A 25,919-nucleotide genomic window follows, 5' to 3' on the forward strand; every position below is an offset into this window, starting at 1 on the left:
AATGCGCGCCATGAGCGCCGACATCGATCGTCTTTCCTCGAATGCCGCGTGTCGGCGGTGACACGCATCCCGACATATCGCGTGATCGCCGCGGCGATGCTCGTCGCGGTCATCATCGTCGGCATCGCGTCATGCCATGTCGCGGCGCAGTCCGAGTTCATGCGCGGCGACCGCATGCCCTATGACGCCTTCGACAGGCTGCCCAAGACCGACATCGAGGTCTCCGGCGCGACCATCCATGTCGGGTTTGCGCCCGGCGAGATGGCGCTGCCGAAACAGATGATCCTCGACTGGGTCAAGGCGTCCGCGCGCGCCGTCGTCAGCTATTACGGACGCTTCCCGGTGGATTCGTTGCGCCTGCTGCTGGTGCCGGTCGATGGTGCGCGGGTCAGAGGCGGCACCACCTGGGGCTATCGCGGGGCGGCGATCCGGCTGCCGATCGGCCGCGACGTCGACGCCGATGCGCTGAAGCGCGACTGGGTGATCGTGCACGAGATGGTGCACACGGCGCTGCCCGATCTCGACGACCGCTACGCCTGGCTGTCGGAAGGCCTTGCGGTCTATGTCGAGCCGATCGCCCGCGTGCAGGCCGGCGACCTCACCGCGGCCGAGATCTGGCAGGCGATGATGCGCGATATGCCGAAGGGCCTGCCGCAAGCCGGCGACGAGGGCCTCGACAACACCGACACCTGGGGCCGGAAATACTGGGGCGGCGCGATGTTCTGCCTGTTCGCCGATGTCGAAATCCGCAGGCGCACCGGCAACAAACTCGGCTTGCAGGATGCGATGCGCGGCGTGCTGGCGGCCGGTGGCAATCACGAGAAGGACTGGCCGATCGCGCGCGTGCTGTCGACCGCCGACAAGGCGGTCGGCGTCGACGTGCTGGAGCGCCTGCATGACGCGTGGGGATCGAAGCCGGTGGCGCCCGATCTCGCCGCGTTGTGGCGCGATCTCGGCGTCAAGATGAACGGCGACACCGTCGCCTTCGACGACAGCGCACCGCTCGCCGCGATCCGCAAGGCAATCACCGAACCACGGCCGCGGTAACCCTTCGCGGCTGCACACTCACGCAAGTCCACTAGCTTTTGGCCGCGCGATGCCGGACTATTTCCTGCCGCAAATCAACCGCAGGAGAATAGCGACCGATGGGCGCCAACTGGCCGGTCTTCCGTTCGCTCAAATCCTTCCAGCCCGGCAACCTGCCGGGCGACCTGATCGCCGGGCTGACGCTCGCCGCGATCGCGATCCCCGAGCAGATGGCGACCGCGAAGCTCGGCGGCTTCTCGCCGCAGATCGGCTTCTTCGCCTTCATGGCGGGAACGCTCGGCTTTGCGATGTTCGGCGCCAACCGCTTCCTGTCCTGCGGCGCCGACTCCACCATCACGCCGATCTTTGCCGGCGGGCTGGCGCTGATGGCCACTGCCGGCTCGCCCGGGTATCAGTCGCTCGCGATGGCGCTGGCGCTTCTGGTCGGCGCGATCATGATCGCCGGCAGCCTGTTCAAGCTCGGCTGGATCGCGAACCTGCTGTCGACGCCGGTCACGGTCGGCTTCCTCGCCGGCATCTCCGTCCACATCCTGGTGTCGCAACTGCCCGGCGTGCTCGGCCTGGCCGCGCCGGACGGGCCGACGCTCTACAAGCTCGGCGTGCTTGCTGGCGAAGTCGAGAACACCAATCCCTACACGCTGGCGATCGGTCTCGGTGTGCTGGCGCTGGTCGCCGGCTGCGAGACGATCAGCGCGCGGATTCCGGGCGCGTTGATCGGGCTGGTCGGAGCCACCATCGCCGTCATTGCCTGGAATCTGGAGACAAAAGGCGTGAGAGTGGTCGGCGTCGTCCCCGGCACGCTGCCGAAGCCGTCGTTTCCGGTGGTCGCTCCGGAACAATGGGTCAAGCTGTCGTCGCTGGCGATCCTGATCGCCGTGGTCGTGATGGTGCAGACCGCGGCGACGACGCGCTCGTTCCTCTCCGATCCGGACAAGCCGGCCGATGTCGACCGCGACTTCCTCGGCGCGGGGGCGGGCAGCGTGCTTGCGGGTTTGTTCGGCGCCTTCCCGGTCAATGCCTCGCCGCCGCGGACGGGAATCGTGTCGGAGACCGGCGGACGGACGCAGCTCGCCTGTCTGTTCGCAGCCGCGATCGTGCTCGCGCTGCTGGCGTTCGGCGCGACGCTGTTGCAGCACGTGCCGGAGGCAGCGCTCGGCGGCGTCCTGCTGTTCGTGGCGCTGCGCATCATCCGCGCCAGGCAGATCTCGACGATCTTCAAGCAGTCTTTCTACGAATTCCTGCTGGTGGTGGCGACGGCGGCCGCGATCATCGTGCTGCCGATCGAGCAGGGCGTCGCGGTCGGCATCGCGCTGTCGCTGCTGCACGGCATCTGGACCACGACGCGCGGGCACCTGGTCGAATTCGTCCACGTGCCTGGTACGACGATCTGGTGGCCGGCGGGGTCGCACGTCACCGGCGAGCGCCAGCCGGGCATCGCGGTGGTGGGCCTGCAGGCACCGCTGTCATTCCTCAACGCCGAGAGCTTTCACGGCAGCGTGCTCAAGGTGATATCGGCGGTGACGCCGAAGCTGCTGGTGATCGAGGCCAGCGGCATGGTCGAGATCGATTTCACCGCGGCGCAGGCGCTGCACGATCTGTTTCGCGAATGCCAAGAGCAAGGCGTGACGGTCGCCCTCGCCCGGCTCGAATCCGCCCGCGCACACGCCGCATTCGAGCGCTTCGATCTCTACGAGGTGCTGCCGCGCGATCACGTCTTCCACAGCGTCGACGAGGCGGTGCGCGCGCTGGCCGCAAAGGCAGGGATCAGCGTACGGTAGTCGCACCGATTTGCCGAGCCGTCATCAAGTTGCGATAAGTTCTGCGCGCAGTTGCTATGGAGAACAGAACGCGCCCATGACCGAGCATCATCACGAAACGATCAACCTCGCGCTCAGCCGCCGCAAGCTGCTCGCCGCAGCGGGACTGGCCGGCGCGGCCGCCATGACGAGCTCCCTGGTCCAGGCTGCTGATAGTCCTGCCGTCACCGCCGAAAGCCGATCGTCCGATCCGCTGACGACGCCCCCGGTCGCCGGCCTGCACCTGCAATTCGGGGCGGATGCGTCATCGGAGATGGTGGTGTCCTGGCACACGCTGCAATCGGTGCAAAATCCGAAAGTCGTGCTTGGTCATCTCGATGGACGGCTCGAGCAGACGGTCGAGGCTGCGCCTTCGAGCTACACCGATGCGAAGTCCGGTCAGCGCGTCTACGCCTATCACGCCAGGCTGCGCGGGCTGCAGGCCGACACCGCCTATCTTTACGGCGCCATGCATGACGGCGCCGAGCCCGAGTTCGCGACGTTCCGCACCGCCCCGCGCGGCCGCGCGCCGTTGACGTTCACGAGCTTCGGCGATCAGGGCACGCCGACGCTGGGCAAGAAGCTGGTGCCGCCCGCCGGCGTGACGCTGCCGAATGCTCCCTTCGTGAACGACAATCTCGGCTCGCCGGCCGCCGGCGACACCACGCTCGGCGTCGAGCGGCTGAAGCCGTTGTTTCATTTGTTCAACGGCGACCTCTGCTACGCCAATCTCGCCGAGGATCGGGTCCGCACCTGGTGGGATTTCTGGGAGAACAACACCCGCAGCGCCCGCAAGCGACCCTGGATGCCGTCGCCCGGCAACCACGAGAACGAGCTCGGCAATGGGCCGATCGGCTATCAGGCCTATCAGACCTTCTTCGCGGTGCCGGAGGCCGCCGGCCAGACCGACGTCACGCGTGGGCTCTGGTACGCCTTCACCGCCGGCTCGATGCGCGTCGTCAGCATCGCCAATGACGACGTCTGCTATCAGGACGGCGGCAATTCCTACGTCCGCGGCTATTCGCACGGCGCCCAGAAGGCGTGGCTGGAAAAGGAATTGGCCGCAGCGCGCGACGACCACGGCATCGACTGGCTCGTCGTGTGCATGCACCAGGTCGCGATCTCGACCGCCGACATGTTCAATGGCGCGGACCTCGGTATCCGCGAGGAGTGGGTGCCGCTGTTCGACACATACGGCGTCGACCTCGTGGTGTGCGGTCATGAGCACCATTACGAGCGCTCGCACCCGATCCGTGGCCGTGAATCGAACGCGACGCTGACGCCGGTGCCGGCCGCGACCGCAACCAATGTGATCGACACGACCAAGGGAACGGTGCACATGGTGATCGGCGGCGGCGGCACATCGGCGCCGTCGAACCAGCTGTTCTTCAACCCACCGGCATGCCGGGTGATCACCGCCGTCGGCGACCCCGACCCGAAGACCGGCAAGCGTCCGCCGGTTTATGTCAAGGAGCTGGCGCCGTGGTCGGCGGTGCGCAATGCCGCGCATTCCTACGGCTTTGCCGCATTCACGCTGGACCCGGGCTCGACGCCTGGCGGGACCACCTCGATCAAGGTGGTTTATTACGACGTGGTGGGAGCGGATGGTCAGATCGCGCCGTTCGAAAGCTTCACGCTGACCCGTCCTCGCCGCGATTAGAGCGCCTTGCAACGAAGTTCACTCCGTTCCGATTCCGTCGGAACGGAGGGGCGCTAGGCAATTGATGCACGCGCCCGCCACAGCGTCACCGCAAGCAGGATGAAGGCGGCGCAGGTCCACAACGACTGCCAGTTGGCTGGCCCTTCGTTGAGCCCGACATAGACCGCCGCGAAAACAAAAATCCCCGTGAACAGCGATTCCGCCATCGGGCGGCTGCCCTTTCTGGCAGGATTGAGCAGCGTTGCGGCCGCAAATGGCACTGCCGCGATGGTCAGCGACGCGAAGGGAAAATCGATGAAGCGCGGGTCGAACACCAGGCCGAGCGCGATCGCCGTGCCGATCACGACGACGACCATCCAGACCACCCCATGCAGGCTCGCGAGGATCGACTCGGTCTGGATGCCCCGCGGACCCAACACGTCCAGAAAGCTCGGCGATGTCCGGCCCGCCATGATTGCATTGGCGCCAAAGAGCGGCGACACCGTTGCCGCCGCCAGCAGCGAGCCCCACAGCAGCCAGCCACCCGTGCCATAACTTTCGTAGACCATTTTCTGCGCGGCCACGCCGAACAGGATACCTGCTGTCGTCGCCGACAGTCCGACCGCAAGCCACGCGACGAGCCCGCTCTGCCTGGGCTTGCGGCCCAAGGTCAGCCATGCCGCAGCGAAGACCAGGATCGCCAGCGCCATTCCGGCGTACATTTGCAGCCGCCAGCGCGGAAAATTGCTGATGGGAACGTCGGGCGGATATTTCAGGGCGCGCTGCTCGGAATCGAACAGGCCCCAATAGCCGCCGATCGTGCCCTCGATCTCGCGCTTCCAGGATTCATCATAGGCTTCGAACAAATTGACCCGGAAATGCTCGCGCCGGGCAAGGTCGAGCACCTCCGAGACCACGCGGGCCTGATTGACCGGCGACGCCAGCGACTTTTCGCGCATCCGCCCTTCGCTCGGCCAGCCGACTTCTCCGATGAAGATTTCCTTGCCCGGAAAAGCCGACGCGACCTGCCGGCGAATCTCGTCGGCATGCGCGGCCGCCTGCTCTGCCGGGATCGGGATGTTCTCCCAATAGGGCAGGATATGAACCGTGACGAAATCGACGGCGTCACCGAGCTCGCGATTGGCCAGCCAGAACTCCCAGACATCGGCATAGGTGACGGGCACGCTGACCTGCGCCTTGATCGCGCGGATCGTGGCGGCGAGGTCGGAGGCCGACATCTCCTTGCGCAGCAGAACCTCGTTGCCGACCACCAGCGCGATGATCGTGTCAGGATATTGCCGGGCGAGCCGTATCGCCGTTGCGATCTGCGTTGCGTTCTTCGGCCGGTCGCGATCGAGGAAAATGCCCTGGATGACCTTCAGCCCCGCCTTGGCCGCAAGCTCGGGAATCTGATCGAGACCGAGATCGGTCGCATAGGTGCGGATACAGTTGGAGATCCTCGCAAGTTGCGCGAGATCTTCGGCGATCTGTTCGCGCGACACCTGCGTCGCCGGTGAGAGTGACGTCTGATTATCGCGGAAGGGTGCGTAGGAGATGCATTGAACCTTGTTGTCCGGATCAATGGGCGCGTGGGCCAGGCGGATGGGAATGCCCAGCCACCACCACACCGCGCCGATCGCGCCCAGGGAGATCAGAAGAAGCGTCAGTGGGGTGCGAAGGGACACCAATTCCGTCTTCCTTGCGGGACCGATCTGCCTGATGTCGTCAATATGCGAGGCGGACACGTTGGACCGCATCCAAGCGAGCCTGCAACAGCGATCGCAAGGAAAGCAAGAGGATCAAGAAATTGTGCTTTTTCGTCGCGCATACCGCCGCCGGACCAGCTCAGCCCTGCTCGCCCTCCAGCGTCGGATGCTCCTTCAGCAGCTCGGCCTTGATCTCGCCGGCGTGGATGGCGCGGTACAGCGCCCGGGCGGTCTTGATGTTGTTGGCCTTCATGCAGAGGCCGACGATCTCGCGTACCGCCGCATCGCGCATCAATTGATCGGAGATCTTCATCGCGATCTCCATCGCGACCTTGGCGGCGCGCTCGTAGCGGTCGCGCTCGGCCTGCTGCTTCTTCGCTGGGCGGCCCGCCGGCTTGCCGAGCTTCTCGGCGCTGTCGGCTGCACCGCGGCAGATCGCGCGGATTTTGTGCGCGGCCTCGATGTCGCCGAGCGGCTGCTCGACGGGATCGTCCCAGATATCCCTGGGCCTGGTCTTGCTGAACCACAACATCGCCACGTCCTGTGGCTGGAAGATCAGGTGATTAGAGCATGATCGGGAAGCGTGTGAAGCGATTATCGACGCGATCATGCTCAAATAAAGGACTGCAGCGTGACGGCGATTGCCGTGCCGTCACACCGAACGTCATGCGGTCGGCACGATCTTTCCGGGATTGAAAATATTCTGCGGGTCGAGCGCCTGCTTCAGCGCCCGCATCGCGTCGAGCGCCTCGGGGCCGAGCTCGGCCTTGAGATATTTCTGCTTGCCCTGCCCGATGCCGTGCTCGCCGGTGCAGGTGCCGCCCATCGCCTGCGCGCGCTCGACCAGGCGATGCATGAACTCCTCGCCGCGCGCCATCTCGTCCGCATTGTCGACGTCGCAAACCAGCGAGCAGTGGAAGTTGCCGTCGCCGACATGGCCGACGATCGGCGACAGCAGGTTGAGGCGCTTGAGATCGTCCTCGGTCTCGGTGACGCAATCGGCGAGTCGCGAGATCGGCACGCAGACGTCGGTGGCGACCACGCCGACACCGGCGCCGGTCCGCAGCGCCTTCACCGACCAGTAGGCGTCGTGCCGGGCCTGCCACAGCTTGGTGCGGTCCTCCGGCTTGGTGGTCCAGGTGAAGTCGCCGCCACCGCATTCGGCGGCGATGTCGCGAAAATTCTTCGACTGCTCGGCGACCTCGACCTCGCTGCCGTGGAATTCGAGCAGCAGCAGCGGCGTCTCCGGCAGCGACAGTTTCGAATAGTTGTTGCACGCCTTGACCTGCGCTGCGTTGAGCAGTTCGATCCGCGCCACGGGAATGCCGGTCTGGATCGCCAGGATCGTGGCCTGGCAAGCGCCGCGCACGGTCTCGAACGAACATGCTGCCGCCGCGATGGTGTCGGGGATGCCGCGCAGGCGGATGGTGAGCTCGGAGATGATGCCGAGCGTGCCCTCGGCGCCGATGAACAGATGCGTGAGATCGTAGCCGGCCGACGACTTCTTCGCCCGCGTGCCGGTGGTGATGATCTCGCCATCGCCGCGCACGACTTTGAGCGCCAGCACATTCTCGCGCATGGTGCCGTAGCGCACCGCGTTGGTGCCGGAGGCGCGGGTCGAGGTCATGCCGCCGAGCGAGGCATCGGCGCCGGGATCGATCGGGAAGAACAGGCCCTGGTCGCGCAGGTGCTCGTTCAACGCCTTGCGGGTGACGCCGGGCTGGATCACGCAGTCGAGGTCCTCGGCATGGACCTCGAGCACCTTGTTCATGTCGCGCAAATCGATGCAGACGCCGCCGGCCGGCGCGTTGACCTGGCCCTCCAGCGAGGTGCCGGTGCCGAAGGCGATGACCGGCACGCGATGCGGCGCACAGATCCGCACCACGTCCTGGATATCGGCGGTTTCCAGCGCCATCACCACCGCATCCGGCGGCTGGTTCGGCAGCCAGGTCGTGGTATGGGCATGCTGTTCCCGCACTGCCTGTGACGTGATGAGCCGGTTGCCGAACCGCGCCGCCAGCGCTTCAACAGCGCTTTTCAGAGCCTGCGGCTCGGGTCGCGTCAGATTGCCCGAAATCGTTGTCGCCACGTCGAAATTCCTCCCGGATTTAGCCGACCGTGGCAAAGCTTGTATAAGGGGTCAAGTGCGCATGACTTGAAAAAGACGGCGAGCGTCTTTCACATCGTTCATGCCTGAAACCGGGATGGATCATAACCGTGCCTGCCGACCACGAGATGCCGCTGCCGCCGGCCCCGTTCAAATCGTCGCTGATGCAGATCGAGCCGCAATGGATCGACTATAACGGCCATCTCAACATGGCCTATTACAATGTGATGTTCGATCGCGCCATCGACGAGATGTGGCTGCAGATCGGGATCGGGCCGGCCTACATGCGGGAACGGCACTGCTCGACCTTCACCGCCGAATGCCATGTGCGCTATTTGCGCGAGATCCATCTCGGCGATCCCGTGCAGGTCTCGGTCTATCTGCTCGGCGCCGACGAGAAGCGGCTGCATACATTCGAGGAGCTGCGCCACGCCACCGAGGGCTGGCTGTCGGCGACGTCGGAGAACCTGACGCTGCATATCGACATGGCAGCGCGCAAGGTAGCGCCGTTTCCATCGGACATCCGTGCCCGCGCAAATGCGATCGTGGACGGCTGCGCCGGTGTGGCGCGGCCCCAGGGCATCGGCCGCAACATCGCGATGCCCTCGAAGTAGCTTCTCATTGGCCGCACTACACCCGTGTGCGACCGCGCGCCAATCCGACCACCGCCGACACCAGGAACAGGATGATGGCGATGAAGAAGATCGCCTTGGCGATTTCGATCGAGGCGCCGGCGATGCCGCCGAAGCCCAAAATGCCCGCGATCAGGGCGATGACCAGAAACGTGACGACCCAGCTCAACATGATCCAACCTCTGCTTCGTTTCCTCGGCGCGCCCGGTAACGCCGGCGCGTGATCTGAGGAAACAATCCGGTGAGGGAACGCAGGTTCCTGATCGTGAAACCGCGAAATTTTCGCCGATTTCCGGAACCAGGCGGGTTCTGGGCTGCTGCCGAAACGTTCCAGGCGGTCCCCTATAAAACCTGTCAAAACCGCCGGTCAGGCCCTATATGGCCTTCAATCCCTGCTAAGAAGGCTCCCCTTCACCGTCCCGCGGTGCCATCGTGGGGCCGAGACGATTCGCGCATGACCGAAGCCAATAAGCTGCCGCATCACGGCGTTCCCGAGCACCAGCCGCTGGCTGGCGGCATCGCCGCGCGCGCGCGGGCGGCGGCGGGCGGTCCGAACTATCTCAACGGCCTCAATCCGGAGCAGCGCGACGCGGTCGAGACGCTGGACGGCCCGGTGCTGGTGCTGGCCGGCGCCGGCACCGGCAAGACGCGGGTCTTGACCACGCGCATCGCGCACATCCTGAGCCAGGGCCGTGCCCGGCCGCAGGAAATCCTGTCGGTGACCTTCACCAACAAGGCGGCGCGCGAGATGAAGCTGCGGCTCGGCCAGATGCTGGGCCAGGCCGTGGAGGGCATGCCGTGGCTCGGCACCTTCCACTCGATCGGCGGCCGCATCCTGCGCGTTCATGCCGAGCTGGTGCAGCTCAAGTCCAATTTCACGGTGCTCGACGTCGACGACCAGGTGCGGCTGCTCAAGCAATTGCTGCAGGCCGAGAACATCGATGACAAGCGCTGGCCGGCGCGGATGCTGGCCGGCCTGATCGACAGCTGGAAGAACCGCGGCCTGCTGCCCTCCCAGGTGCCGGCGGCGGAGGCGGCCTCGTTCGGCAACGGCAAGGGCGGCAAGATCTACGCGACCTATCAGGAGCGGCTGAAGATCCTGAACGCCGCCGATTTCGGCGATCTGCTCTTGGAGAACATCCGGCTGTTCCGCGAGCACCCGGACGTGCTGCGCGGTTACCAGAACCGCTTCAAGTTCATCCTGGTCGACGAATATCAGGACACCAACGTTGCGCAGTATCTGTGGCTGCGGCTGCTGTCGCAGGCGCCGACGCGGCCGGGGCGTGCGCTGTCCGATGTCATTCCGGGAGCGATCAACACACCCGTCATTCCAGGGCGTGCCGAAGGCGCGAACCCGGAATCCAGAGGTGATGAAGACTCAGCTCGAGGTTCCGGGTCTGCGCCTGCGGCGCATCCCGGAACGACGGAGAGTGCGCCTCCCCTCAAGAACATCTGCTGCGTCGGCGACGACGACCAGTCGATCTATGGCTGGCGCGGCGCCGAGGTCGACAACATCCTGCGCTTCGAGCATGATTTTCCCGGCGCCAAGGTGATCCGCCTCGAGCGCAACTACCGCTCCACTGGCCACATCCTCGCCGCAGCTTCGCATCTGATCGCGCACAACGAAGGCCGGCTCGGCAAGACGCTGCGCACCGAGGATGTCGACGGCGAGAAGGTCACCGTCACAGGCTCCTGGGACTCGGAGGAAGAAGCCCGCGCCATCGGCGAGGAGCTCGAGGAGCTGCAGCGCGCCGGCGAGAACCTCAACGACGTCGCCATTCTGGTCCGCGCCTCGTTCCAGATGCGCGAGTTCGAGGATCGTTTCGTCACGCTCGGCCTGCCCTATCGCGTGATCGGCGGTCCCAGATTCTACGAGCGCGCCGAGATCCGCGACGCACTTGCCTATTTGCGCACCATCAATTCGCCGGCCGACGACCTCGCCTTCGAGCGCATCGTCAACGTGCCGAAGCGCGGCCTCGGCGATGCCACCGTGCAGATGCTGCACGACCACGCCCGCAAGCGCCGCATTCCGCTGTTCGAGGCGGCACGCGCCGTGGTCGAGACCGACGAGCTGAAGCCGAAGGCGCGCGGCTCCTTGCGCGATCTCGTGATGCAGTTCGACCGCTGGCGGGCGCAATCCGAGGTGACCTCGCATACCGAGCTCGCCGAAATCGTGCTCGACGAGAGCGGCTACACCGAGATGTGGCAGAAGGACCGCTCGGCGGACGCCGCCGGCCGGCTCGACAACCTGAAAGAACTGGTCCGCTCGATGGAGGAGTTCGAGAACCTGCAAGGGTTTCTCGAGCACATCTCGCTGGTGATGGACCGCGACGGCGAAGCCGGCGAGGAAGCGGTGTCGCTGATGACGCTGCACTCGGCCAAGGGCCTCGAATTCGACAACGTGTTCCTGCCGGGCTGGGAGGAAGGCCTGTTCCCGAGCCAGCGCACGCTGGATGAGCAGGGGCGCGCCGGGCTCGAAGAGGAGCGCCGCCTCGCCCATGTCGGGCTCACCCGGGCGCGCCGCCGCGCAAAAATCTATTTCGCCACCAACCGCCGTATCCACGGCACCTGGTCGACCACGATCCCGTCGCGCTTCCTCGACGAACTGCCGGCGCACAATGTCGAGATCACCGAATCCAAGGGCGGCTCCGGCTGGGGCGGCTCAGGCGGCTACGGCGCCTCGCGCTTCGACAACCTCGAATCATTCGGCTCCAGCTACACGACCCCGGGCTGGCAGCGCGCCCAGGCCAACCGCACCCGCGGCGGCGGAGGAAGCCGCGGCGGCTTCGAGGAGCGGCAATCGTCGTTTTCGGGGTCGCGCAGCGGTACCTCCTCCGGCGGCGGCTCCAGCCGGCGCGGGCCTGTCGTGATCGAGGGCGAGCTGGTGGCGAAGTCCACCGGCACGGTGTCGGAATTTTCGCTGGACGATCGGGTGTTTCACCAGAAATTCGGCTACGGCCATGTGGTGAAGGTCGACGGCAACAAGCTCACCATCGCCTTCGAAAAGGCCGGCGAGAAGAAGGTCGTCGACAGCTTCGTGGAGCGGGCATGACGAAAGTCACTCCGCTGTTGGTAGCCCTTGACCCCGGTTGAATTCACGGGTTGAGATGGCCCCATGATCCGGGGACGCCTTTTCCTGCTTTTCGTCATCGCGCTGACGGCGCCGTCGCTGGCGGCCGCGGAGACGATGAGCTTTGGTGATGCGTCGGCCGCGATCGCCAAGGCCTGCGGCGCAGACATCACCGCGAATTGCCGCGGCGTCAACCTCGACTCCAGCCGCCTCAAGGAATGCCTGTCGCGCAACCGCGACGTGATCTCGGCCGACTGCAAGGCGAACTATCTGCCGCTGCTCGATGCGATCCAGAAGCGGATCGCGGCGCGGATCACCGTCGCCAACGCCTGCAGGCTCGAGATCGTCAAGGTGTGCGGCGGCTCGACCAAGGAGACCAGCAAGTCGGTGCCCTGCCTCGTCACCGCCAAGGGCGCGAGCCGCAACTGCACCCAGGCGATCATGGACGCGGGGTATCAGTGATGCGCGCGCTGACGAGAAGCCTGTGCGGCATCGGCCTGCTCGGCGCCTTGGCGCTGTCGGCACCGGCGCAAGCGCAGACGACCGCCGTCACGCGCGACGACGTCATCGCCAAGCTCAATCACTTCGAGAGCGACGCCGCGCTCGACCTTCCCGCGCTGAAGCAGCAGACGCTCGAACGCTCCCGCTCGCGGGCGCGCAACGAGCCGCCGCCGCAACAGCGGCCGCCGATCGCGCCCGACCTGAACAAGCTGCCGGCCATCAACGCCGACATCCAGTTCGACGTCGACACCCCGATCGTGCTGCCGGCCTCCTACGAAACCGTGGGACGGATCGCCGACGCGCTGAATCATTCCGCGCTGCTGCCGTACAATTTCCTGATCGTCGGCCATGTCGAATCCGGCGGCCGACGCGACAACAACGTGCTGCTGAGCCAGCGGCGCGCCGATGCGATCCGCGACATCCTGGTCAACACCTTCAAGATCGCCCCCAAGCGCCTGCAGTCGCTGGGCCTCGGCGAAGAGCAACTGCTCGATCGCGCCCGCCCCAACGCGCCGGTCAACGCCCAGGTGCAAATCCTGCTGGTCTCGAAAGTCGCCGACACCGAGCCGGCGGCGCACCCCGCGCCCGCCGCTGCCGCCAAGAAGCCGCCGGCGAAGAAGAGGCACTGAGAGTCACGCACCGCACGGCCTCGGCCATAGCCTTCGGATATTTGGTTCTCGGAAGGCCTGGTGCGTGCCATTTATAAGGGAGCGGGCTGGAAGCCCGATTGAGGCAGACCTTGGCCCATTACGTCGCCATCATCGAGGATGCTGGACCGGACCACGCCATCGGCGTCTGGTTTCCGGACTTGCCCGGCTGCACATCCGCCGGAGATGATATCGACGAAGCGCTACGCAACGCCCCGGAAGCCCTTGAGCTTTACGCCGAGGCCCTGCAGACGGACGGCAAGGCATTGCCGCGCCCGAGAACGCTGACCGAACTGAAGACTGATCCAGAGGTCGCCGACGACCTGAGGACGTACATTGTCGCGTTGGTGGGATTACCGGCCAGGGCCCACGCCGCAGAATAGATTTTCTGCCCCGCCGGGTGATTGCAGAACGGATTTCGCGTCCCTATCTGCCGGTAACCCCGCCCCGCTGCCGGCCCATGGCCCGCGCCCTCCCCTCACGCTTCCCGACCTTTCATGCCGCCGATCATCTCCGTCTCCCATCTTTCGAAAACCTACGGCTCCGGCTTCAAGGCGCTGAACGACATCAACCTCGAGATCGCCAAGGGCGAGATCTTTGCGCTGCTCGGGCCGAACGGCGCCGGCAAGACCACGTTGATCAGCATCATCTGCGGCATCGCCAATCCGAGCCAGGGCACCATCCTGATCGACGGCCACAACATCATCACGGATTATCGCGCGGCGCGGTCGATGATCGGGCTGGTGCCGCAGGAGCTGCACACCGACGCGTTCGAGTCGGTGTGGGGCACGGTGAGCTTCAGCCGCGGCCTGTTCGGCAAGCCGAAGAATCCCGCCTACATCGAGAAGGTCCTGAAGGACCTCTCGCTGTGGGACAAGAAGGACAACAAGATCATCACCCTGTCCGGCGGCATGAAGCGCCGCGTGATGATCGCGAAGGCGCTGTCGCACGAGCCGCAGATCCTGTTCCTCGACGAGCCCACGGCCGGCGTCGACGTCGAATTGCGCAAGGGCATGTGGGAGGTGGTGCGCACGCTGCAGGCCTCCGGCGTCACCATCATCCTGACCACCCACTACATCGAGGAAGCCGAGGAGATGGCCGACCGGATCGGCGTCATCAACAAGGGCGAGATCATCCTGATCGAGAACAAGGCGACCTTGATGGAGAAGCTCGGCAAGAAGCATCTGACGCTGCAACTGCAAAACAAGCTCGATGCCGTTCCGCCTGCACTGGCCGCCTACCATCTCGAACTGTCCGCCGACGGCCGCGCGGTGACCTACGACTACGACACCAAGGGCGACCGCACCGGCATCACCAGCCTGCTCAACGACCTCCGCAATGCCGGGATCCGGATCTCCGATCTCGACACCAAGCAGTCTTCGCTGGAAGACATCTTCGTCAGCCTGGTGCGGCAAGTTTGAAGTTCCTATCAGTTTTGCCGCACCCGCTTCATAGGAACTTCAAACTCCATGCCGCACCGGGATCATAAATCTTCCAGCGCTCTGATTGCGAAGTTCGCATCAGGGGCGCCGCAAATTCATGCGAACTTCGCAATCAGATCGCTGGTGAGGGCGCCATGAATTTCCGCGCGATCCGGGCCATCTATCTGTTCGAAATGGCGCGCACCTGGCGCACGCTGCTGCAGAGCATCGTCTCGCCCGTGGTCTCGACCTCGCTGTATTTCGTGGTGTTCGGCGCCGCGATCGGCTCGCGCATCACCGAGGTCGAAGGCGTCAGCTACGGCACGTTCATCGTGCCCGGGCTCGTGATGCTGTCGGTCTTGACCCAGAGCATCTCGAATGCCTCGTTCGGCATCTACTTCCCGAAATTCGCCGGCACCATCTACGAGATCCTGTCGGCCCCGATCTCCTATTTCGAGATCGTGCTCGGCTATGTCGGCGCCGCCGCCACCAAGTCGATCATCCTCGGGCTGATCATCCTGGCGACCGCCGGGCTATTCGTTCCGCTGCATATCAATCATCCGATCTGGATGCTGACCTTCCTGGTGCTGACCGCCGTCACCTTCAGCCTGTTCGGCTTCATCATCGGCATCTGGGCCGACGGCTTCGAGAAGCTGCAGATGATCCCGATGCTGGTGGTGACGCCGCTGACCTTCCTCGGCGGCAGCTTCTATTCGGTGAACATGCTGCCGTCAGGCTGGCGCACCATCACCCTGTTCAATCCGGTGGTCTACCTGATCTCGGGCTTCCGCTGGAGCTTCTTCGAGATCGCCGACGTCAGCGTCGCGGTCAGCCTCGGCATGACCGTGGCCTTCCTGGTGCTCTGCATGGTCATCGTGGCCTGGATTTTCCGGACCGGTTATCGGCTGAAGAATTGACTTGCGAAGCAAGTCATTCCGGGGCGCGCCTTAGCGCGAACCCGGAATCTCGAAGATGGTGGCACGAGATTCCGGGTTCATGCTTCGCATGCCCCGGAATGACTCTGGCTCAGTAGCAGTGGAAGTGGCCGTGACGGTAATAGCCGCGGCAGCGATGGCCCCGGCGGTAGCCGCGATCGGGAATTCCAAGAATGCCGTCGACCGCGCCGACCGCGCCACCGACGCCGGCGCCGATGGCTCCGCCGACCACGCCGCCAACCGGCCCTGCCGCCCGGTTACCTTGATAGGCACCTTCCTGCGCGCCGCGCACGATGCCCTGGGAATGGCCGGCATGAGGGATCGCCAGCAGGCCGAGCGCGAGGGCTCCGGCTGCGAGCAGGAGCCGCGCGGAGAGGCCAGCGGGAGCGATGGCCGCGGTCTTAACCTTGATGTTGTTCATCTTGAATCCTTGGAATGCGGCGCGATGGCGCCGCCGGGTGGGACGATGAAACGTCTGAGCGGCCAAATGGTTGCGCGACCGCCCCCGTACCAAGGTCTAGCCCGGCAGCTCTCGCGGCGCTGATGACTTTCCCTGTTCCGCTCCGCCGCGATGGTCTATGAAGCTCCGCCCGGCTATCCTTCGGTTTTTCAAAGCAATCGGTTTTCAAGGAAGCAGTGTCTTGATGTTCATCCGCTCGATATTCCTCGGCGCGCTCGCAGCCGCATGTCTCGGCATCGGCGCGGTGTCCGCGCAGCAGAAGGAGACGCTGCTGGAATCCCGGGAGTCGCTCTACAACAACATCTATGTGTATCAGCGCGCGCCCTACATGATCATGACGTTCGGGCACAACAAGCAACTCTACACCGAGAGCGTGTTCGACACCGGCGACGACCGCATCCTGCCGATCCCCTATACGAGGTTCATGACCACGGCGCTGATGTACGCCAAGGACGTGCATTCGATCCTCGAGATCGGTTTCGGCGGCGGCCGCGTCGCCTGGTACCTGCACCGCTGTCTGCCCGATGTCCGCGTGACCTCGGTCGAACTCGACCCTGCCGTGCTGGAGCTCGCGCGGAAATATTTCGGGATCAAGGACGAGCCGAACTTCGACCTCGAGGCGAAAGACGGCCGCCTGTTCCTGTCGCAGTCAAAGGACAGATACGACGTCATCCTGATCGATGCCTATCGCGGCCCGTTCGTGCCGTTCCATCTCATGACCAGGGAATTCTACCAGATCGTCAAGGACCACCTCGCCGAGGGCGGCGTCGTGGTGCAGAACGTCGACCCTGATACCATGCTGTTCGATTCCGCCGTCAGGACGATCGGCGCGGTGTTTCCGCAGATCGAGCTCTACAAGACCAACGACAGTTCGGACGACAATCTCGTGACCGTCGCCTATGACGGCGCAGAGCGGAAGGCGGACGACCTCGCCGCCGTCGCAGGCATGCGCGACAAGATGCTCGGCCTGCGCTACCCGCTCGCCGCCATGCTCGCCGGTCGCAAGCGCATCGACCTCAACGATACCCAGACGATCGACGCCAAGGCCAAGGTGCTGACCGACGATTTCGCTCCCGTCGAAACGCTGAAAGCCATCGAACGGCACAACAGGAAGCTACCTTGAGGGCGTCCCGCGCGCTCGCGCCGACCATCTACCTGATCGCCTTCGTCGCCGGCGGCGTCCTGATGGGTTTCGAGATGCTCGGCAGCCGCTATCTGTTCCCGTATTTCGGCGGCGGTATCGGCACCTGGGCCAGCCTGATCTCGACGGTGCTATGCGCGCTTGCCGTCGGCTATTTTGTCGGGAGCGCCATCGTCGACCGGTTTTCGTCGCAGCGCGCCATCGGCACCGCGATCCTGGTCGCGGCCTGCTGGCTCGCGCTGGTGCCGGCCTCCGCCGACGCCGTCATGCAGACGATCCTGGCCCGCATCGGCGACGGTCCCGCCGCGACGCTGTCGGCCTCGGCCGCGCTGCTGCTGGTGCCGCTGTCGCTGCTCGGCACCTTCTCGCCGATCGCCGTCAGCCTGCTGACCCGGTCGGCGCATGAGGCCGGCCGTGTGGCGGGGCGTGTCTACGGCGTCTCCACCATCGGCAATGTCGCCGGCACCCTGCTGACGACGTTCATCCTGATTCCGTCGATCGGCTCGCGCAACATCACCTATATCTTCGCGGTCACGCTTGCGGCCTGTGCCGCGTTGCTGTTCATGGCGCCGGCACGGCAGCCAAACGAGGTCTGAACGATGCTGAAGAACCTCCGCCTCCGGCTCGCCTTCGTCGCCGCGTTGCTGCTGCTCGCGCCCGGGCCGCTATGCGCCGAGAGCAGCGCCGACCAGATCAAGCTGGAGTCCTGGGACGGCAAGCGTGCGCTCGCCACCATCGTCGACCTCTTGCGCTTCACGCCGCGCGCGATGGAGACGCCCGGCCACCAGCAGGCCATCGACTACATCACGACCGAGCTGAAGAAGACCAAGTTCGACACCATCAAGCCGCAGTCCTGGATCGCGCACGAGGCCGGCCGCACCATGGCGATGACCAACATCGTCGCCCGCTTCAATCCGGCCAATCCGCGCCGCGTCATCGTCGCCACGCATTACGACAGCATCATCAAGGCCTATCGCGATGCCAAGCATCCGGATGCGCCGATGCCGGGCGCCAACAATTCCGCCTCCGGCGTTGCCGTGCTGCTGGAGACCGCGCGCGTGCTGTCGGAGATGCCTGAGGCGCCGCCGGTCGGGATCGACATGATCCTCTTCGACGGCGAGGAAGGCCCGATCTCGATGGGCGCCGGCGATCCGAACTTCTACTCGGTCGGCTCGCCGTATTTCACCGGGCACCTCTCCGACTTCTATCCGAACGCCAAACCGGAGAAGATGCTCGACTTCGACATGGTCTGCGACCGCGACCTGCACCTGCACGCCGAGCAATCCGGGCTGCACGCGGCGCCGGCCGAGGTGAAGAAGTTCTGGGACATCGGGATGCAGATCGCGCCCGACGCCTTCGAGAAAGAGCCGGTGCCCTATTCGATCGAGGACGACCACACCGCGTTTCAGGTCGCGGGCATTCCGAGCTTCGTCGTGATCGATTTCGAATACGAGCCGTTCTACAACACCACCGAGGACACGCCCGACAAATGCTCGGTGCATAGCCTGGAGGCGGTGGGGCGCACCTTGTTGAGATATCTCTATTTGCCCTGAGCGGGCGCCGGCCGGCCAGCCGGTGGAGAGCTCACTTTCGGTGAATTGTGGCCAAAACCGCGGCTGCGCTCGCGAAAAAGTCAGCGCGGCGTGATCCGGCCGCGCCCGCTTCCGCCTTGTTTGCGCCGCGCGCCGGATTAACGATGGCTTGTTGGGGCTCTGGAACCAAAGCCGGTTTCCGTGCATATTCAATGCCGGGGGACGGAGAGCCGCGGTACAGCGATCAGGCCTGGAGGCCTAAGGTAAGATGCGTTCCTTCCTCATTGCATTCACATCCGTGATGCTGTTCACCGCCGGCGCGGCCCAGGCCAAGGTCGATATCACCGTCGACAAGGACAATCAGCAGATGACCGTCGCAGTCGACGGCGTCGAGCGCTATCACTGGCCGGTCTCGACCGGCATCCCCTCTCGCGAGACGCCGAACGGCAGCTTCCGCGCCTTCCGGATGGAGGAGGATCACTACTCCAAGGAATTCGACGACGCGCCGATGCCGCACTCGATCTTCTTCACCAAGATCGGACACGCGATTCACGGCACCGACTCGGTCGGCCGCCTCGGCACGCCGGCGTCGCATGGCTGCGTGCGGCTGTCGCGCGACAATGCCACCACGCTCTATGCGCTGGTCGAGAAGGAAGGCGTGCTCAACACCACGGTGACGCTGACCGGTTCGGCCCAGGTCGCGCTGGCGCGCAATCCGCGTGGCCGCAACACTACCGCCGTGGCCCGCCGCGCGCCGCAGCAAGTTGACGAGCAGCAGGCCGCCGCGGGCGATCCCGTGGTGCTGACGCCGCAACCGCGGGTCTATCCGGCACAGCCGCGCGCCGACGACGGCTATATCTATCCCGCCGACGGCAGCTCGACCGAGCAGCGCTACCCGGCGCCGCCGTCCAGCCGCCGTGTCTACGATGCGCAAGGTTACGGGCAGCAAGGCTACGGCCAGCAGCAGTATTACGGCAACCAGGGCTACGCGCCGGCGCCGCAGCCGGGCTACTACCAGCAGCAGCCGCGGCAGTACTACCAGCCGCGCGGCTTCTACACCTATCAGGACTGAGACGACCTGACCTCGTGACGGCGTAGCTCGCATGGGCCAGCGATCCGGATAAACGCTGCGCTCATGCGGCCTGCATTGGCGCGCCGACCGGTGCTCGCCATGCCCGAACTCGGCCCACTTTTCCCACCGGTGACCCACCTCACCTGCTTGTGACCCTCGCCCGCGCTGCGGATAGCGGGCCGCCGTGGCCTGTCGTGAGACCGTCATGCGACTGTAAAAATAGGCCGATATCCCGCGACGAGAAACGCCCGCCTGGCCCCTGAGGGCCGCTCGATGCGGAGTGCGTGATGGTTTTCCGGGCCACGTCGCGGCGCGCGCCGCAACCAGATCAGGGGTTACAATGAAACGGGGCATTGTCGTGCTTTGCCTGTGCGCGGTGGCGATCGCGGCCTATTTCACCGCGGACCGCTGGGCCATCCGCCACACCACGCTGACCTTCCACGACATGCTGCGCGACGACCGCGACGTCACGGTCCAGGTCTCGGTGCGCCGCGACCGCGAGATGCAGGCCACCGCCGAGATGATCGAGCTGCCGGTCGCGATCCTGAGCCACGGCAACACCGTCAAGAACACCGAGTACTCGTTCCTGACCAACACCTTCGCCTCGCGCGGCTATCTCGTGGTTTCAATCCAGCACGATCTCGACACCGACGCGCCGATGGTGACCCAGGTCGGCGAGGAATATGTCGGCCGCCGCATGCAGTATAATCGCGGCGTGTTCAACATCATGTGCGCGATCGACGAGCTGAAGAAGGTCTATCCGAACGCCGACTATCGCCATCTGACCCTGATCGGCCATTCCAACGGCGGCGACATCTCGATGTACTTCGCCAAGCAGCATCCGGACCTGGTCAAGAAGGTCGTCACGCTGGACAATCTGCGCGTTCCCTTCGTCACCAGCGGCAAGATCAAGATCCTGTCGTTCCGCTCCAAGGATCCGAACTTCAAGACCGATCCGGGCGTCATTCCCGACGACGAGACCCTCGCCAAGGCCGGCATCAAGGTGGTCAAGACCGGGGCGCAGCACAACGATCTCAGCGATCGCGGTCCCGACAGCGTCAAATCGTCGATCCAGGCCGGCGTCGAGCAATTCCTCGACGAGGATGACGGCGGATCGACCTTGCCGCTGCTCTCCGCGGCAGCGCCAGGCGCGGCCAACGCCGCGCCGGCGGAGAAGAAATAGCCGGCGCGCTCCGATGCGAGCCGGCAGCGGCTAGGCATGCGCGTTGCGATAACCCAGCGCGACGAGCCAGATTGCGGACAGCAGGAAGTAGAACGCGCCGAAACCGGCATAGGGGGCGATATCGAGAATCGTCGGCGCAACGGTGCCGAGGGATCGGCTGATCATGTAGCCACCGGCGAGGGCCGACTGCGCGCCACTCAGGATCATCGCCCATTGCGCGCCGGTGTGACGCCAGCGTCTTGCTCCCGTGGACAGTTGCAGCACGCCCGCGAGAACGGCCCAAACCCCGAACACGCCCAGAACGGCATACGCGCTGTGGCTGACTGCGGCGATCACGGCAAGCGCCGCGAGCGCGCTGACCCCGACGTTCAACGTCTGGGACGGGTTGGCGATCAGGCCGCCATTGACCCGGGCGTCAGCCAGATTGGCGACGGCGTCCCATACCGGGTAGATCACGAGCAGAAACGCGACCAGGCTGGGCTGCCCCTTGAAGAGAACGGCGGCCGCAATCCAGGCGATCGAGAATACGGCACGTCCGAGATAGTAGGATCGCAGCCAGCTGGCTTGCGTCGAAGGGTGGCTTTGCATCGATTGGCTCCTTGTTTGCCTTCCTACTAGTAGGAAGGCAACGTTGCGAGTCAATCCGGCATTCGGACATCTCCTAGTGAAGAACTTGTGAGGAATGCGACGCCGTAATCGCCTTGACAATTTACCTACTAGAAGGTAGGCGACGATATGGAATCGATAGCTTCGACTTCAGAGCGGATTCTCGACGTCGCGCAGTCCCTTATCGTCGCGGGCGGCTATAACGCATTCAGCTATGCCGACATCTCGGATGCGATCGGGATCAGGAAGGCGAGCATCCACCATCACTTCCCGACCAAGGCCGAGCTGGTCGCGGTGTTGGTGGATCGCTACCGGCAGCAGACGGAAGCAGGTTTGAAGGCCGTTCAGGAGCAGTTCTCCAGCCCCGCCGACCAATTGCAGTCCTACCTGAACTTCTGGCGGACGTGCATTCGCGATGCTTCGCTGCCGTTTTGCGTCTGTGCCATGCTTGCCGGCGAGATGCAGATGCTGCCGGACGAGGTCGCATCGCGCGTCCGTGCCTATTTCCATCATCTCGCGAGATGGCTTGCGTCGGTGCTGCAAGCCGGATCGGAGCAGCAGCTGTTCCGGTTGGACAAGCGGCCGGACGAGGAAGCCCATGTGCTGATGGCATCGGTTCATGGCGCGATGCTCTCTGCGCGGGCTCTCAGTGATCCCGGACTGTTCAGCGCAATCGTCGACGCCCAGATCGGCAGGCTGCTGAAAGCGGATCGCTAGAGCATGATCCGGAAAAGTGTGAAGCGGTTTTCCGGAAAGATCATGCTCAAACAAGGAACTAAAGCGCGATGACGATTCATCCGAATCTCATCGCGCTTTAAAGCCGATCGGCCTACTGCTCGCCGTCGCGCAGGCGGCGGTAGACCGCGCCCAGCACGTTGGAATAATCGTCGGTCCACACCCGCTGGTTCTCGGTCGGCTCGGTCTCGGCCCAGACCTCGGAGGAGGCGAGCTTGCCGACGTCGGCCTCGTCGCGCGCGGAGACCACGACCGAGGTCGAGAAGATGTACTCGTTGTCGCGGCCGGAATCCTCGCTGTAGACCCAGCTCTTCATCTCGTTGGCGTCGGCGATGCCGACCACGACGCTGGCGAGCTCGAGGTGCCGGTTGGAGACGTGCATCACGACGGCGCCCTGCGGGGCTAACTTTTGTTTGTAGATCGCCATCGCCTCCTCGGTCGCGAGGTGGATCGGGATCGCGTCCGACGAATAGGCGTCGACGATGATGAGATCGTAGATGCCGTCGGGCTCCTTGGCGAAGGTCAGCCGCGCGTCGCCGATCACCGGCTTCAGGTTCGGCTCGCAGTTCTGGATGTAGGTGAAATATTTCGGGTCGCGCGCGGTATCGACCATGGATTGGTCGATCTCGAAGAACTTCCAGTCCTCGCCGGGCTGTGACGCGCAGGTCAGCGTGCCCGAGCCGAGCCCGATCACCGCCACCTTCAGCGGGGCGCCCTTGCGCTCGCGCATCGCCGTGATCGCCTGCCCGATGCCACCGTCCTTGTGGTAGTAGCTGATCGGCTCCGGCCGCCCGGTAACCGGCGAGCCGTCGTCGTTCCTGAATTTTTGCGCGCCGTGGATCGTGGTGCCGTGCATCAGCACATGATACTGCCCGCTCGGCGTCACCACGATCTTGTGCACGCCGAAGAAGCTGCGCACGGTCTCGACCCGGCCGTCATCGGAGGGATAGGCGCGCAGCAGCACCAGCGCGACCACGACGGTGGCGAAGATCTTCCAGCGACCCGCGTTGAGCGCGAGCGCCAGCAGCGCCGAGAGCACGCCGACGCCGCCGATCACCCAGACCCGCCAGTCGTCGATCCAGTTGAACGGTTTTCCGGTCAGATAGGACGGCCCGATCAGCACCGCCGCCAGCACCGCGAGGAACGGCCAGTACCATGCGCTCCAGCGCGGCAGCCGCTCGTTGCCGGCAGGACGGCACAGCGCGGCGAGCGCCAGCAGGATCGGATATTCGGCGACCCAGGAGAAGGTGAACGGCGCGATCAGGCCCGCAAACAGCCCGCCGATCATGCCGCCGAACGACAGCGCGACATAGAAGCCGGTGAGATATTTCGCCGCGGGGCGCGTGCGCGCCAGCTCGCCGTGGCAGGCCATCGCAATGATGAAGAAGCAGAGCTGGTGGCCGCCGAGCGTCAGCAGCAGGTTCTGCTCGCCACCGACGGCGAGCAGCACGACGACACCGGCGATCGCCAGCGGCTGTAACAGCAGCATCCACCGATGCGGCAGCAGCGGGCGCGACTGGAACACCAGCACCCAGGTCAACAGATAGAGCGACAGCGGCAGCACCCAGAGCAGCGGCGCAGCCGCGACGTCCGTCGAGATATGCGCGGTCACCGCGATCAGGAGACCCGACGGCACCGCGGCGAGGAAAATCCAGCGCAAGCGCAGCAGCCACGACGGCGCCGGACGCTCCGCATCGTCACCGTCCAGGTTGAGCGCGGCCGTGCCGGCAGGCGCCCGCAGCAGCAAGATGCCGCAGCCCGCGATCAGCACGATCAGGAGGCCATAGCCGCAGGTCCAGATCAGGTTCTGGGTGCGCAGCGTGAACATCGGCTCCAGCAGCACCGGATAGGACAGCAGCGCCAGGAAGCTGCCGATGTTCGAGGAGGCGTAGAGGAAATACGGATCGGGACCATCGGGATGGCCGGTGCGCACGAACCAGGCCTGCAGCAGCGGATTGTTGGCGGCGAGCGCGAAGAACGGCAGCCCGATCGAGACCGCGAACAGGCCGAGCAGCCAGAGCGCGTAGCCCGAGGTCGGCGGCTCGCCCCAGCCGCTCTTGATCGCCAGCGGCAGCGTCAGCAGCGCGACCACGAGCAGCACCAGATGCACCGCGACCGGAACGGCGCGGCGCTTCAGCTTCATCAGCAGATGCGCATAGGCATAGCCGGCGAGCAGCAGCGACTGGAAGAACACCATCGCCACCGACCACACCGCCGGCGAGCCGCCGAGCCGCGGCAACACCATCCTGGTGAACAGCGGCTGCACCGAGAACAGCAGCAGCGCGCTGACGAAGATCGCAGCCGTGTAGACAACCAGCACCAGCCGGTTTCGCGAGGCGGACGGCTCAGACGTCATGAAGGCTCCCGGTCTCAATCCGGCAGATCAACACCGGGCGATCGCATTGGACCATAGCGCCATACGACGGGCAACTCGGCCGCCGATGCCAATCGCTTGAGCTGTTCAGGTCACACGAACGTCATCGGCCGCGCCGGCTTCGTCCGTCTGCGGCCGAAACGGCGTCCGTCCCATCCAGGGCTGCATTTCCAGATGTTGCAGCCAATCCTTGACCGACGGGATCCAGCCAAGATCGTCTTTGACGTGCTGTTCGCCGACCGTGCGCACCGGCACCTGCTTGCCGACACTGTTGGTCAGCGTCGCGCCGAAAATCGTCTCGCAGAGGAAGATGCCTTCGCTGTGATGACGGAGCGCGCGGTGCCGCACATCGGCAAGATGTGCCTTGCTCTCGTCGAACCAGTCGTGGATCGGGAGATAATCCTCAGGTACGCCGCCGAACAGACGGGCCGAGCGAACTGCGTGATGATAGGGATGCGCCATCGCCGGCTACCTCGCGATCTTTCGATTTTGCGTCACGGGATCGGCGCCAGGGTCGTCGGTCACGGTACAGTTGTCGAGATCAACCGTGAAGGCTCCATACATGGTGTACTCACCCGTGCCGAAGCCGCCGCTGAGCAGCATCGATGCAAATTCCTGCGACAACCACTGGTGAACAAAGATAGCAACTCTGTCGCGCTCGCTGCGGCCCTCATTCCTCGTCATCACGCCGTGGGTCACCAGCCGATCAAGAAGACCGCGATCCGTCAGTTGCTGCACCAACGCATTCGCGTCGAGCGTGCCACCTGCGGCAAGCTTCGCGTGATCGAGCCACGCGAAGCCCTCATCACCGCCCCCATCATATCGACAGTAAAGCTGCCGGACACCGAGATCGCGCAGTTCCGGCACGCTGACGGCAAGGAGCCGCTGACGGCGGAATGTCCCCTGAGCCGTCCGCGCCGCAGTCTCGGCCGCAGCAGATTGTGCGACCTGTGCGGCCGGCAGCTTCCGACCAAGCAAGCGATTCCAGAAGCTCAGGCGCGGAAGCGAGATGTTCTTGGGAGTTGACGGCTCGGGCGGGACGTCCAGCGAAAAATGAACTGGATCATGCTCCTGATCATAGCCGCGATAGATCGGCGCCGGCAGATAGACAAACTCGTCGGCGCGCGGCGCCGGCAGCTCGGAACCATCTTCGGGCCAAACGATCTCACTTTCATCAAAGATGAACGGCATTGGCGCTCCCTGCCCCGCAGCTCGAATGAACGAATCCTGCCTGCAGAAAGGCTAGCCGCCCGCGCAAATGTTGTCGAACGATCGTATTCGGAGTGGTACGGCTTGTGACCATTCTGCTGCTCAG

Annotated in this window: 25 protein-coding genes; 16 read left to right on the top strand and 9 right to left on the bottom strand. The window is 64.8% G+C overall.

All coding sequences use genetic code 11. The features are described from left to right. Positions 1 to 48: 48 nt before the first annotated feature. From IC762_RS26530 to IC762_RS26540, 3 genes are all read left to right on the top strand, one after another. On the top strand, positions 49 to 1,047 hold the full coding sequence (locus IC762_RS26530) for a hypothetical protein (protein WP_246801262.1): 999 nt from the start codon (positions 49 to 51) through the stop codon (positions 1,045 to 1,047). Positions 1,048 to 1,145: 98 nt separating this feature from the next. Further along, positions 1,146 to 2,825, top strand: a complete 1,680-nt coding sequence (locus IC762_RS26535) for a SulP family inorganic anion transporter (RefSeq protein WP_195785135.1) — start codon at positions 1,146 to 1,148, stop codon at positions 2,823 to 2,825. A gap of 76 nt (positions 2,826 to 2,901) precedes the next feature. Continuing rightward, positions 2,902 to 4,503, top strand: a complete 1,602-nt coding sequence (locus tag IC762_RS26540; RefSeq protein ID WP_195785136.1) for a purple acid phosphatase family protein — start codon at positions 2,902 to 2,904, stop codon at positions 4,501 to 4,503. A 53-nt stretch (positions 4,504 to 4,556) separates the two neighbouring features. Here IC762_RS26540 and IC762_RS26545 read toward each other — a convergent pair whose 3' ends face one another. The 3 genes from IC762_RS26545 to IC762_RS26555 all read right to left on the bottom strand — a co-directional run bounded on the left by IC762_RS26545 (position 4,557) and on the right by IC762_RS26555 (position 8,277). Then, positions 4,557 to 6,239, bottom strand: a complete 1,683-nt coding sequence (locus IC762_RS26545; RefSeq protein ID WP_246801263.1) for a glycosyl hydrolase family 17 protein — start codon at positions 6,237 to 6,239, stop codon at positions 4,557 to 4,559. 88 nt (positions 6,240 to 6,327) lie between these two features. Beyond that, positions 6,328 to 6,720 (bottom strand): hypothetical protein, encoded by a 393-nt coding sequence (locus IC762_RS26550; protein ID WP_195785137.1) that lies wholly within the window; start codon positions 6,718 to 6,720, stop codon positions 6,328 to 6,330. 132 nt (positions 6,721 to 6,852) lie between these two features. Further along, positions 6,853 to 8,277, bottom strand: a complete 1,425-nt coding sequence (locus tag IC762_RS26555; RefSeq protein WP_195785138.1) for an FAD-binding oxidoreductase — start codon at positions 8,275 to 8,277, stop codon at positions 6,853 to 6,855. A gap of 146 nt (positions 8,278 to 8,423) precedes the next feature. On the opposite strand from IC762_RS26555, the gene IC762_RS26560 reads away from it, so the two are divergent. Continuing rightward, on the top strand, positions 8,424 to 8,909 hold the full coding sequence (locus IC762_RS26560) for a thioesterase family protein (RefSeq protein ID WP_195790301.1): 486 nt from the start codon (positions 8,424 to 8,426) through the stop codon (positions 8,907 to 8,909). Between the two features lie 16 nt (positions 8,910 to 8,925). Here the strand turns inward: IC762_RS26560 and IC762_RS26565 are convergent, their stop codons facing one another. Further along, positions 8,926 to 9,099 (bottom strand): DUF1328 domain-containing protein, encoded by a 174-nt coding sequence (locus IC762_RS26565; protein ID WP_021077209.1) that lies wholly within the window; start codon positions 9,097 to 9,099, stop codon positions 8,926 to 8,928. A 282-nt stretch (positions 9,100 to 9,381) separates the two neighbouring features. On the opposite strand from IC762_RS26565, the gene IC762_RS26570 reads away from it, so the two are divergent. From IC762_RS26570 to IC762_RS26595, 6 genes are all read left to right on the top strand, one after another. Further along, positions 9,382 to 11,979, top strand: a complete 2,598-nt coding sequence (locus tag IC762_RS26570; protein WP_195785139.1) for an ATP-dependent helicase — start codon at positions 9,382 to 9,384, stop codon at positions 11,977 to 11,979. A gap of 63 nt (positions 11,980 to 12,042) precedes the next feature. Next, complete coding sequence (locus tag IC762_RS26575) at positions 12,043 to 12,459, top strand: hypothetical protein (protein ID WP_195785140.1); 417 nt, start codon at positions 12,043 to 12,045, stop codon at positions 12,457 to 12,459. Further along, a complete protein-coding gene (locus IC762_RS26580; RefSeq protein WP_195785141.1) occupies positions 12,459 to 13,127 on the top strand; it encodes an OmpA family protein in 669 nt (222 codons plus the stop codon). The genes IC762_RS26575 and IC762_RS26580 overlap by 1 nt, the downstream gene beginning before the upstream one ends. A 110-nt stretch (positions 13,128 to 13,237) precedes the next feature. Next, complete coding sequence (locus IC762_RS26585; RefSeq protein ID WP_195785142.1) at positions 13,238 to 13,528, top strand: type II toxin-antitoxin system HicB family antitoxin; 291 nt, start codon at positions 13,238 to 13,240, stop codon at positions 13,526 to 13,528. A gap of 114 nt (positions 13,529 to 13,642) precedes the next feature. Then, positions 13,643 to 14,566 carry an ABC transporter ATP-binding protein gene (locus tag IC762_RS26590; RefSeq protein ID WP_195785143.1) on the top strand — a complete coding sequence of 308 codons (924 nt, stop codon included), beginning with the start codon at positions 13,643 to 13,645 and terminating at the stop codon, positions 14,564 to 14,566. A 155-nt stretch (positions 14,567 to 14,721) separates the two neighbouring features. Next, positions 14,722 to 15,483, top strand: coding sequence for an ABC transporter permease (locus tag IC762_RS26595; protein WP_195785144.1), 762 nt, complete (start codon positions 14,722 to 14,724; stop codon positions 15,481 to 15,483). A gap of 109 nt (positions 15,484 to 15,592) precedes the next feature. Here the strand turns inward: IC762_RS26595 and IC762_RS26600 are convergent, their stop codons facing one another. After that, positions 15,593 to 15,922, bottom strand: a complete 330-nt coding sequence (locus IC762_RS26600) for a hypothetical protein (protein WP_195785145.1) — start codon at positions 15,920 to 15,922, stop codon at positions 15,593 to 15,595. A 223-nt stretch (positions 15,923 to 16,145) separates the two neighbouring features. Here IC762_RS26600 and IC762_RS26605 point away from each other — a divergent pair, with 223 nt between their 5' ends. The 5 genes from IC762_RS26605 to IC762_RS26625 all read left to right on the top strand — a co-directional run bounded on the left by IC762_RS26605 (position 16,146) and on the right by IC762_RS26625 (position 20,889). Beyond that, positions 16,146 to 17,084 carry a spermidine synthase gene (locus IC762_RS26605; protein WP_195790302.1) on the top strand — a complete coding sequence of 313 codons (939 nt, stop codon included), beginning with the start codon at positions 16,146 to 16,148 and terminating at the stop codon, positions 17,082 to 17,084. Beyond that, positions 17,081 to 17,698 (top strand): fused MFS/spermidine synthase, encoded by a 618-nt coding sequence (locus tag IC762_RS26610; protein ID WP_246801264.1) that lies wholly within the window; start codon positions 17,081 to 17,083, stop codon positions 17,696 to 17,698. The genes IC762_RS26605 and IC762_RS26610 overlap by 4 nt, the downstream gene beginning before the upstream one ends. Before the next feature lie 3 nt (positions 17,699 to 17,701). Next, on the top strand, positions 17,702 to 18,655 hold the full coding sequence (locus tag IC762_RS26615; protein ID WP_195785146.1) for a M28 family peptidase: 954 nt from the start codon (positions 17,702 to 17,704) through the stop codon (positions 18,653 to 18,655). Between the two features lie 247 nt (positions 18,656 to 18,902). Further along, positions 18,903 to 19,706, top strand: a complete 804-nt coding sequence (locus IC762_RS26620) for a L,D-transpeptidase (protein ID WP_195785147.1) — start codon at positions 18,903 to 18,905, stop codon at positions 19,704 to 19,706. Positions 19,707 to 20,046: 340 nt separating this feature from the next. Further along, positions 20,047 to 20,889: an alpha/beta fold hydrolase gene (locus IC762_RS26625; protein WP_195785148.1), complete on the top strand. Its 843-nt coding sequence runs from the start codon at positions 20,047 to 20,049 to the stop codon at positions 20,887 to 20,889. Between the two features lie 30 nt (positions 20,890 to 20,919). Here the strand turns inward: IC762_RS26625 and IC762_RS26630 are convergent, their stop codons facing one another. Then, a complete protein-coding gene (locus IC762_RS26630) occupies positions 20,920 to 21,477 on the bottom strand; it encodes a DUF308 domain-containing protein (protein ID WP_195785149.1) in 558 nt (185 codons plus the stop codon). A 147-nt stretch (positions 21,478 to 21,624) separates the two neighbouring features. On the opposite strand from IC762_RS26630, the gene IC762_RS26635 reads away from it, so the two are divergent. After that, the gene (locus IC762_RS26635) at positions 21,625 to 22,212 is read left to right on the top strand and encodes a TetR/AcrR family transcriptional regulator (RefSeq protein ID WP_195785150.1); all 588 of its coding nucleotides are present in this window, start codon (positions 21,625 to 21,627) and stop codon (positions 22,210 to 22,212) included. Positions 22,213 to 22,324: 112 nt separating this feature from the next. Here the strand turns inward: IC762_RS26635 and IC762_RS26640 are convergent, their stop codons facing one another. The 3 genes from IC762_RS26640 to IC762_RS26650 all read right to left on the bottom strand — a co-directional run bounded on the left by IC762_RS26640 (position 22,325) and on the right by IC762_RS26650 (position 25,795). After that, positions 22,325 to 24,586: a spermidine synthase gene (locus IC762_RS26640; RefSeq protein WP_195785151.1), complete on the bottom strand. Its 2,262-nt coding sequence runs from the start codon at positions 24,584 to 24,586 to the stop codon at positions 22,325 to 22,327. Positions 24,587 to 24,691: 105 nt separating this feature from the next. Continuing rightward, positions 24,692 to 25,066 (bottom strand): DUF6915 family protein, encoded by a 375-nt coding sequence (locus IC762_RS26645; RefSeq protein ID WP_195785152.1) that lies wholly within the window; start codon positions 25,064 to 25,066, stop codon positions 24,692 to 24,694. A 6-nt stretch (positions 25,067 to 25,072) separates the two neighbouring features. Next, complete coding sequence (locus IC762_RS26650; protein WP_195785153.1) at positions 25,073 to 25,795, bottom strand: hypothetical protein; 723 nt, start codon at positions 25,793 to 25,795, stop codon at positions 25,073 to 25,075. Positions 25,796 to 25,919: the final 124 nt, after the last annotated feature.

Origin of the sequence: Bradyrhizobium genosp. L, from assembly GCF_015624485.1 — a bacterium.
In the GTDB taxonomy this organism is placed as follows: domain Bacteria; phylum Pseudomonadota; class Alphaproteobacteria; order Rhizobiales; family Xanthobacteraceae; genus Bradyrhizobium.

Excerpts from the sequence above, each read along its gene's own strand:
- IC762_RS26550 (WP_195785137.1), bottom strand. The coding sequence starts at position 6,720 with ATGTTGTGGTTCAGCAAGACCAGGCCCAGGGATATCTGGGACGATCCC.
- IC762_RS26565 (WP_021077209.1), bottom strand. The coding sequence starts at position 9,099 with ATGTTGAGCTGGGTCGTCACGTTTCTGGTCATCGCCCTGATCGCGGGC.
- IC762_RS26635 (WP_195785150.1), top strand. The coding sequence starts at position 21,625 with ATGGAATCGATAGCTTCGACTTCAGAGCGGATTCTCGACGTCGCGCAG.
- IC762_RS26595 (WP_195785144.1), top strand. The coding sequence starts at position 14,722 with ATGAATTTCCGCGCGATCCGGGCCATCTATCTGTTCGAAATGGCGCGC.
- IC762_RS26625 (WP_195785148.1), top strand. The coding sequence starts at position 20,047 with ATGAAACGGGGCATTGTCGTGCTTTGCCTGTGCGCGGTGGCGATCGCG.
- IC762_RS26645 (WP_195785152.1), bottom strand. The coding sequence starts at position 25,066 with ATGGCGCATCCCTATCATCACGCAGTTCGCTCGGCCCGTCTGTTCGGC.
- IC762_RS26600 (WP_195785145.1), bottom strand. The coding sequence starts at position 15,922 with ATGAACAACATCAAGGTTAAGACCGCGGCCATCGCTCCCGCTGGCCTC.
- IC762_RS26630 (WP_195785149.1), bottom strand. The coding sequence starts at position 21,477 with ATGCAAAGCCACCCTTCGACGCAAGCCAGCTGGCTGCGATCCTACTAT.
- IC762_RS26615 (WP_195785146.1), top strand. The coding sequence starts at position 17,702 with ATGCTGAAGAACCTCCGCCTCCGGCTCGCCTTCGTCGCCGCGTTGCTG.
- IC762_RS26570 (WP_195785139.1), top strand. The coding sequence starts at position 9,382 with ATGACCGAAGCCAATAAGCTGCCGCATCACGGCGTTCCCGAGCACCAG.
- IC762_RS26605 (WP_195790302.1), top strand. The coding sequence starts at position 16,146 with ATGTTCATCCGCTCGATATTCCTCGGCGCGCTCGCAGCCGCATGTCTC.
- IC762_RS26640 (WP_195785151.1), bottom strand. The coding sequence starts at position 24,586 with ATGACGTCTGAGCCGTCCGCCTCGCGAAACCGGCTGGTGCTGGTTGTC.
- IC762_RS26650 (WP_195785153.1), bottom strand. The coding sequence starts at position 25,795 with ATGCCGTTCATCTTTGATGAAAGTGAGATCGTTTGGCCCGAAGATGGT.
- IC762_RS26575 (WP_195785140.1), top strand. The coding sequence starts at position 12,043 with ATGATCCGGGGACGCCTTTTCCTGCTTTTCGTCATCGCGCTGACGGCG.
- IC762_RS26545 (WP_246801263.1), bottom strand. The coding sequence starts at position 6,239 with ATGCGGTCCAACGTGTCCGCCTCGCATATTGACGACATCAGGCAGATC.
- IC762_RS26540 (WP_195785136.1), top strand. The coding sequence starts at position 2,902 with ATGACCGAGCATCATCACGAAACGATCAACCTCGCGCTCAGCCGCCGC.
- IC762_RS26535 (WP_195785135.1), top strand. The coding sequence starts at position 1,146 with ATGGGCGCCAACTGGCCGGTCTTCCGTTCGCTCAAATCCTTCCAGCCC.
- IC762_RS26580 (WP_195785141.1), top strand. The coding sequence starts at position 12,459 with ATGCGCGCGCTGACGAGAAGCCTGTGCGGCATCGGCCTGCTCGGCGCC.
- IC762_RS26620 (WP_195785147.1), top strand. The coding sequence starts at position 18,903 with ATGCGTTCCTTCCTCATTGCATTCACATCCGTGATGCTGTTCACCGCC.
- IC762_RS26560 (WP_195790301.1), top strand. The coding sequence starts at position 8,424 with ATGCCGCTGCCGCCGGCCCCGTTCAAATCGTCGCTGATGCAGATCGAG.
- IC762_RS26590 (WP_195785143.1), top strand. The coding sequence starts at position 13,643 with ATGCCGCCGATCATCTCCGTCTCCCATCTTTCGAAAACCTACGGCTCC.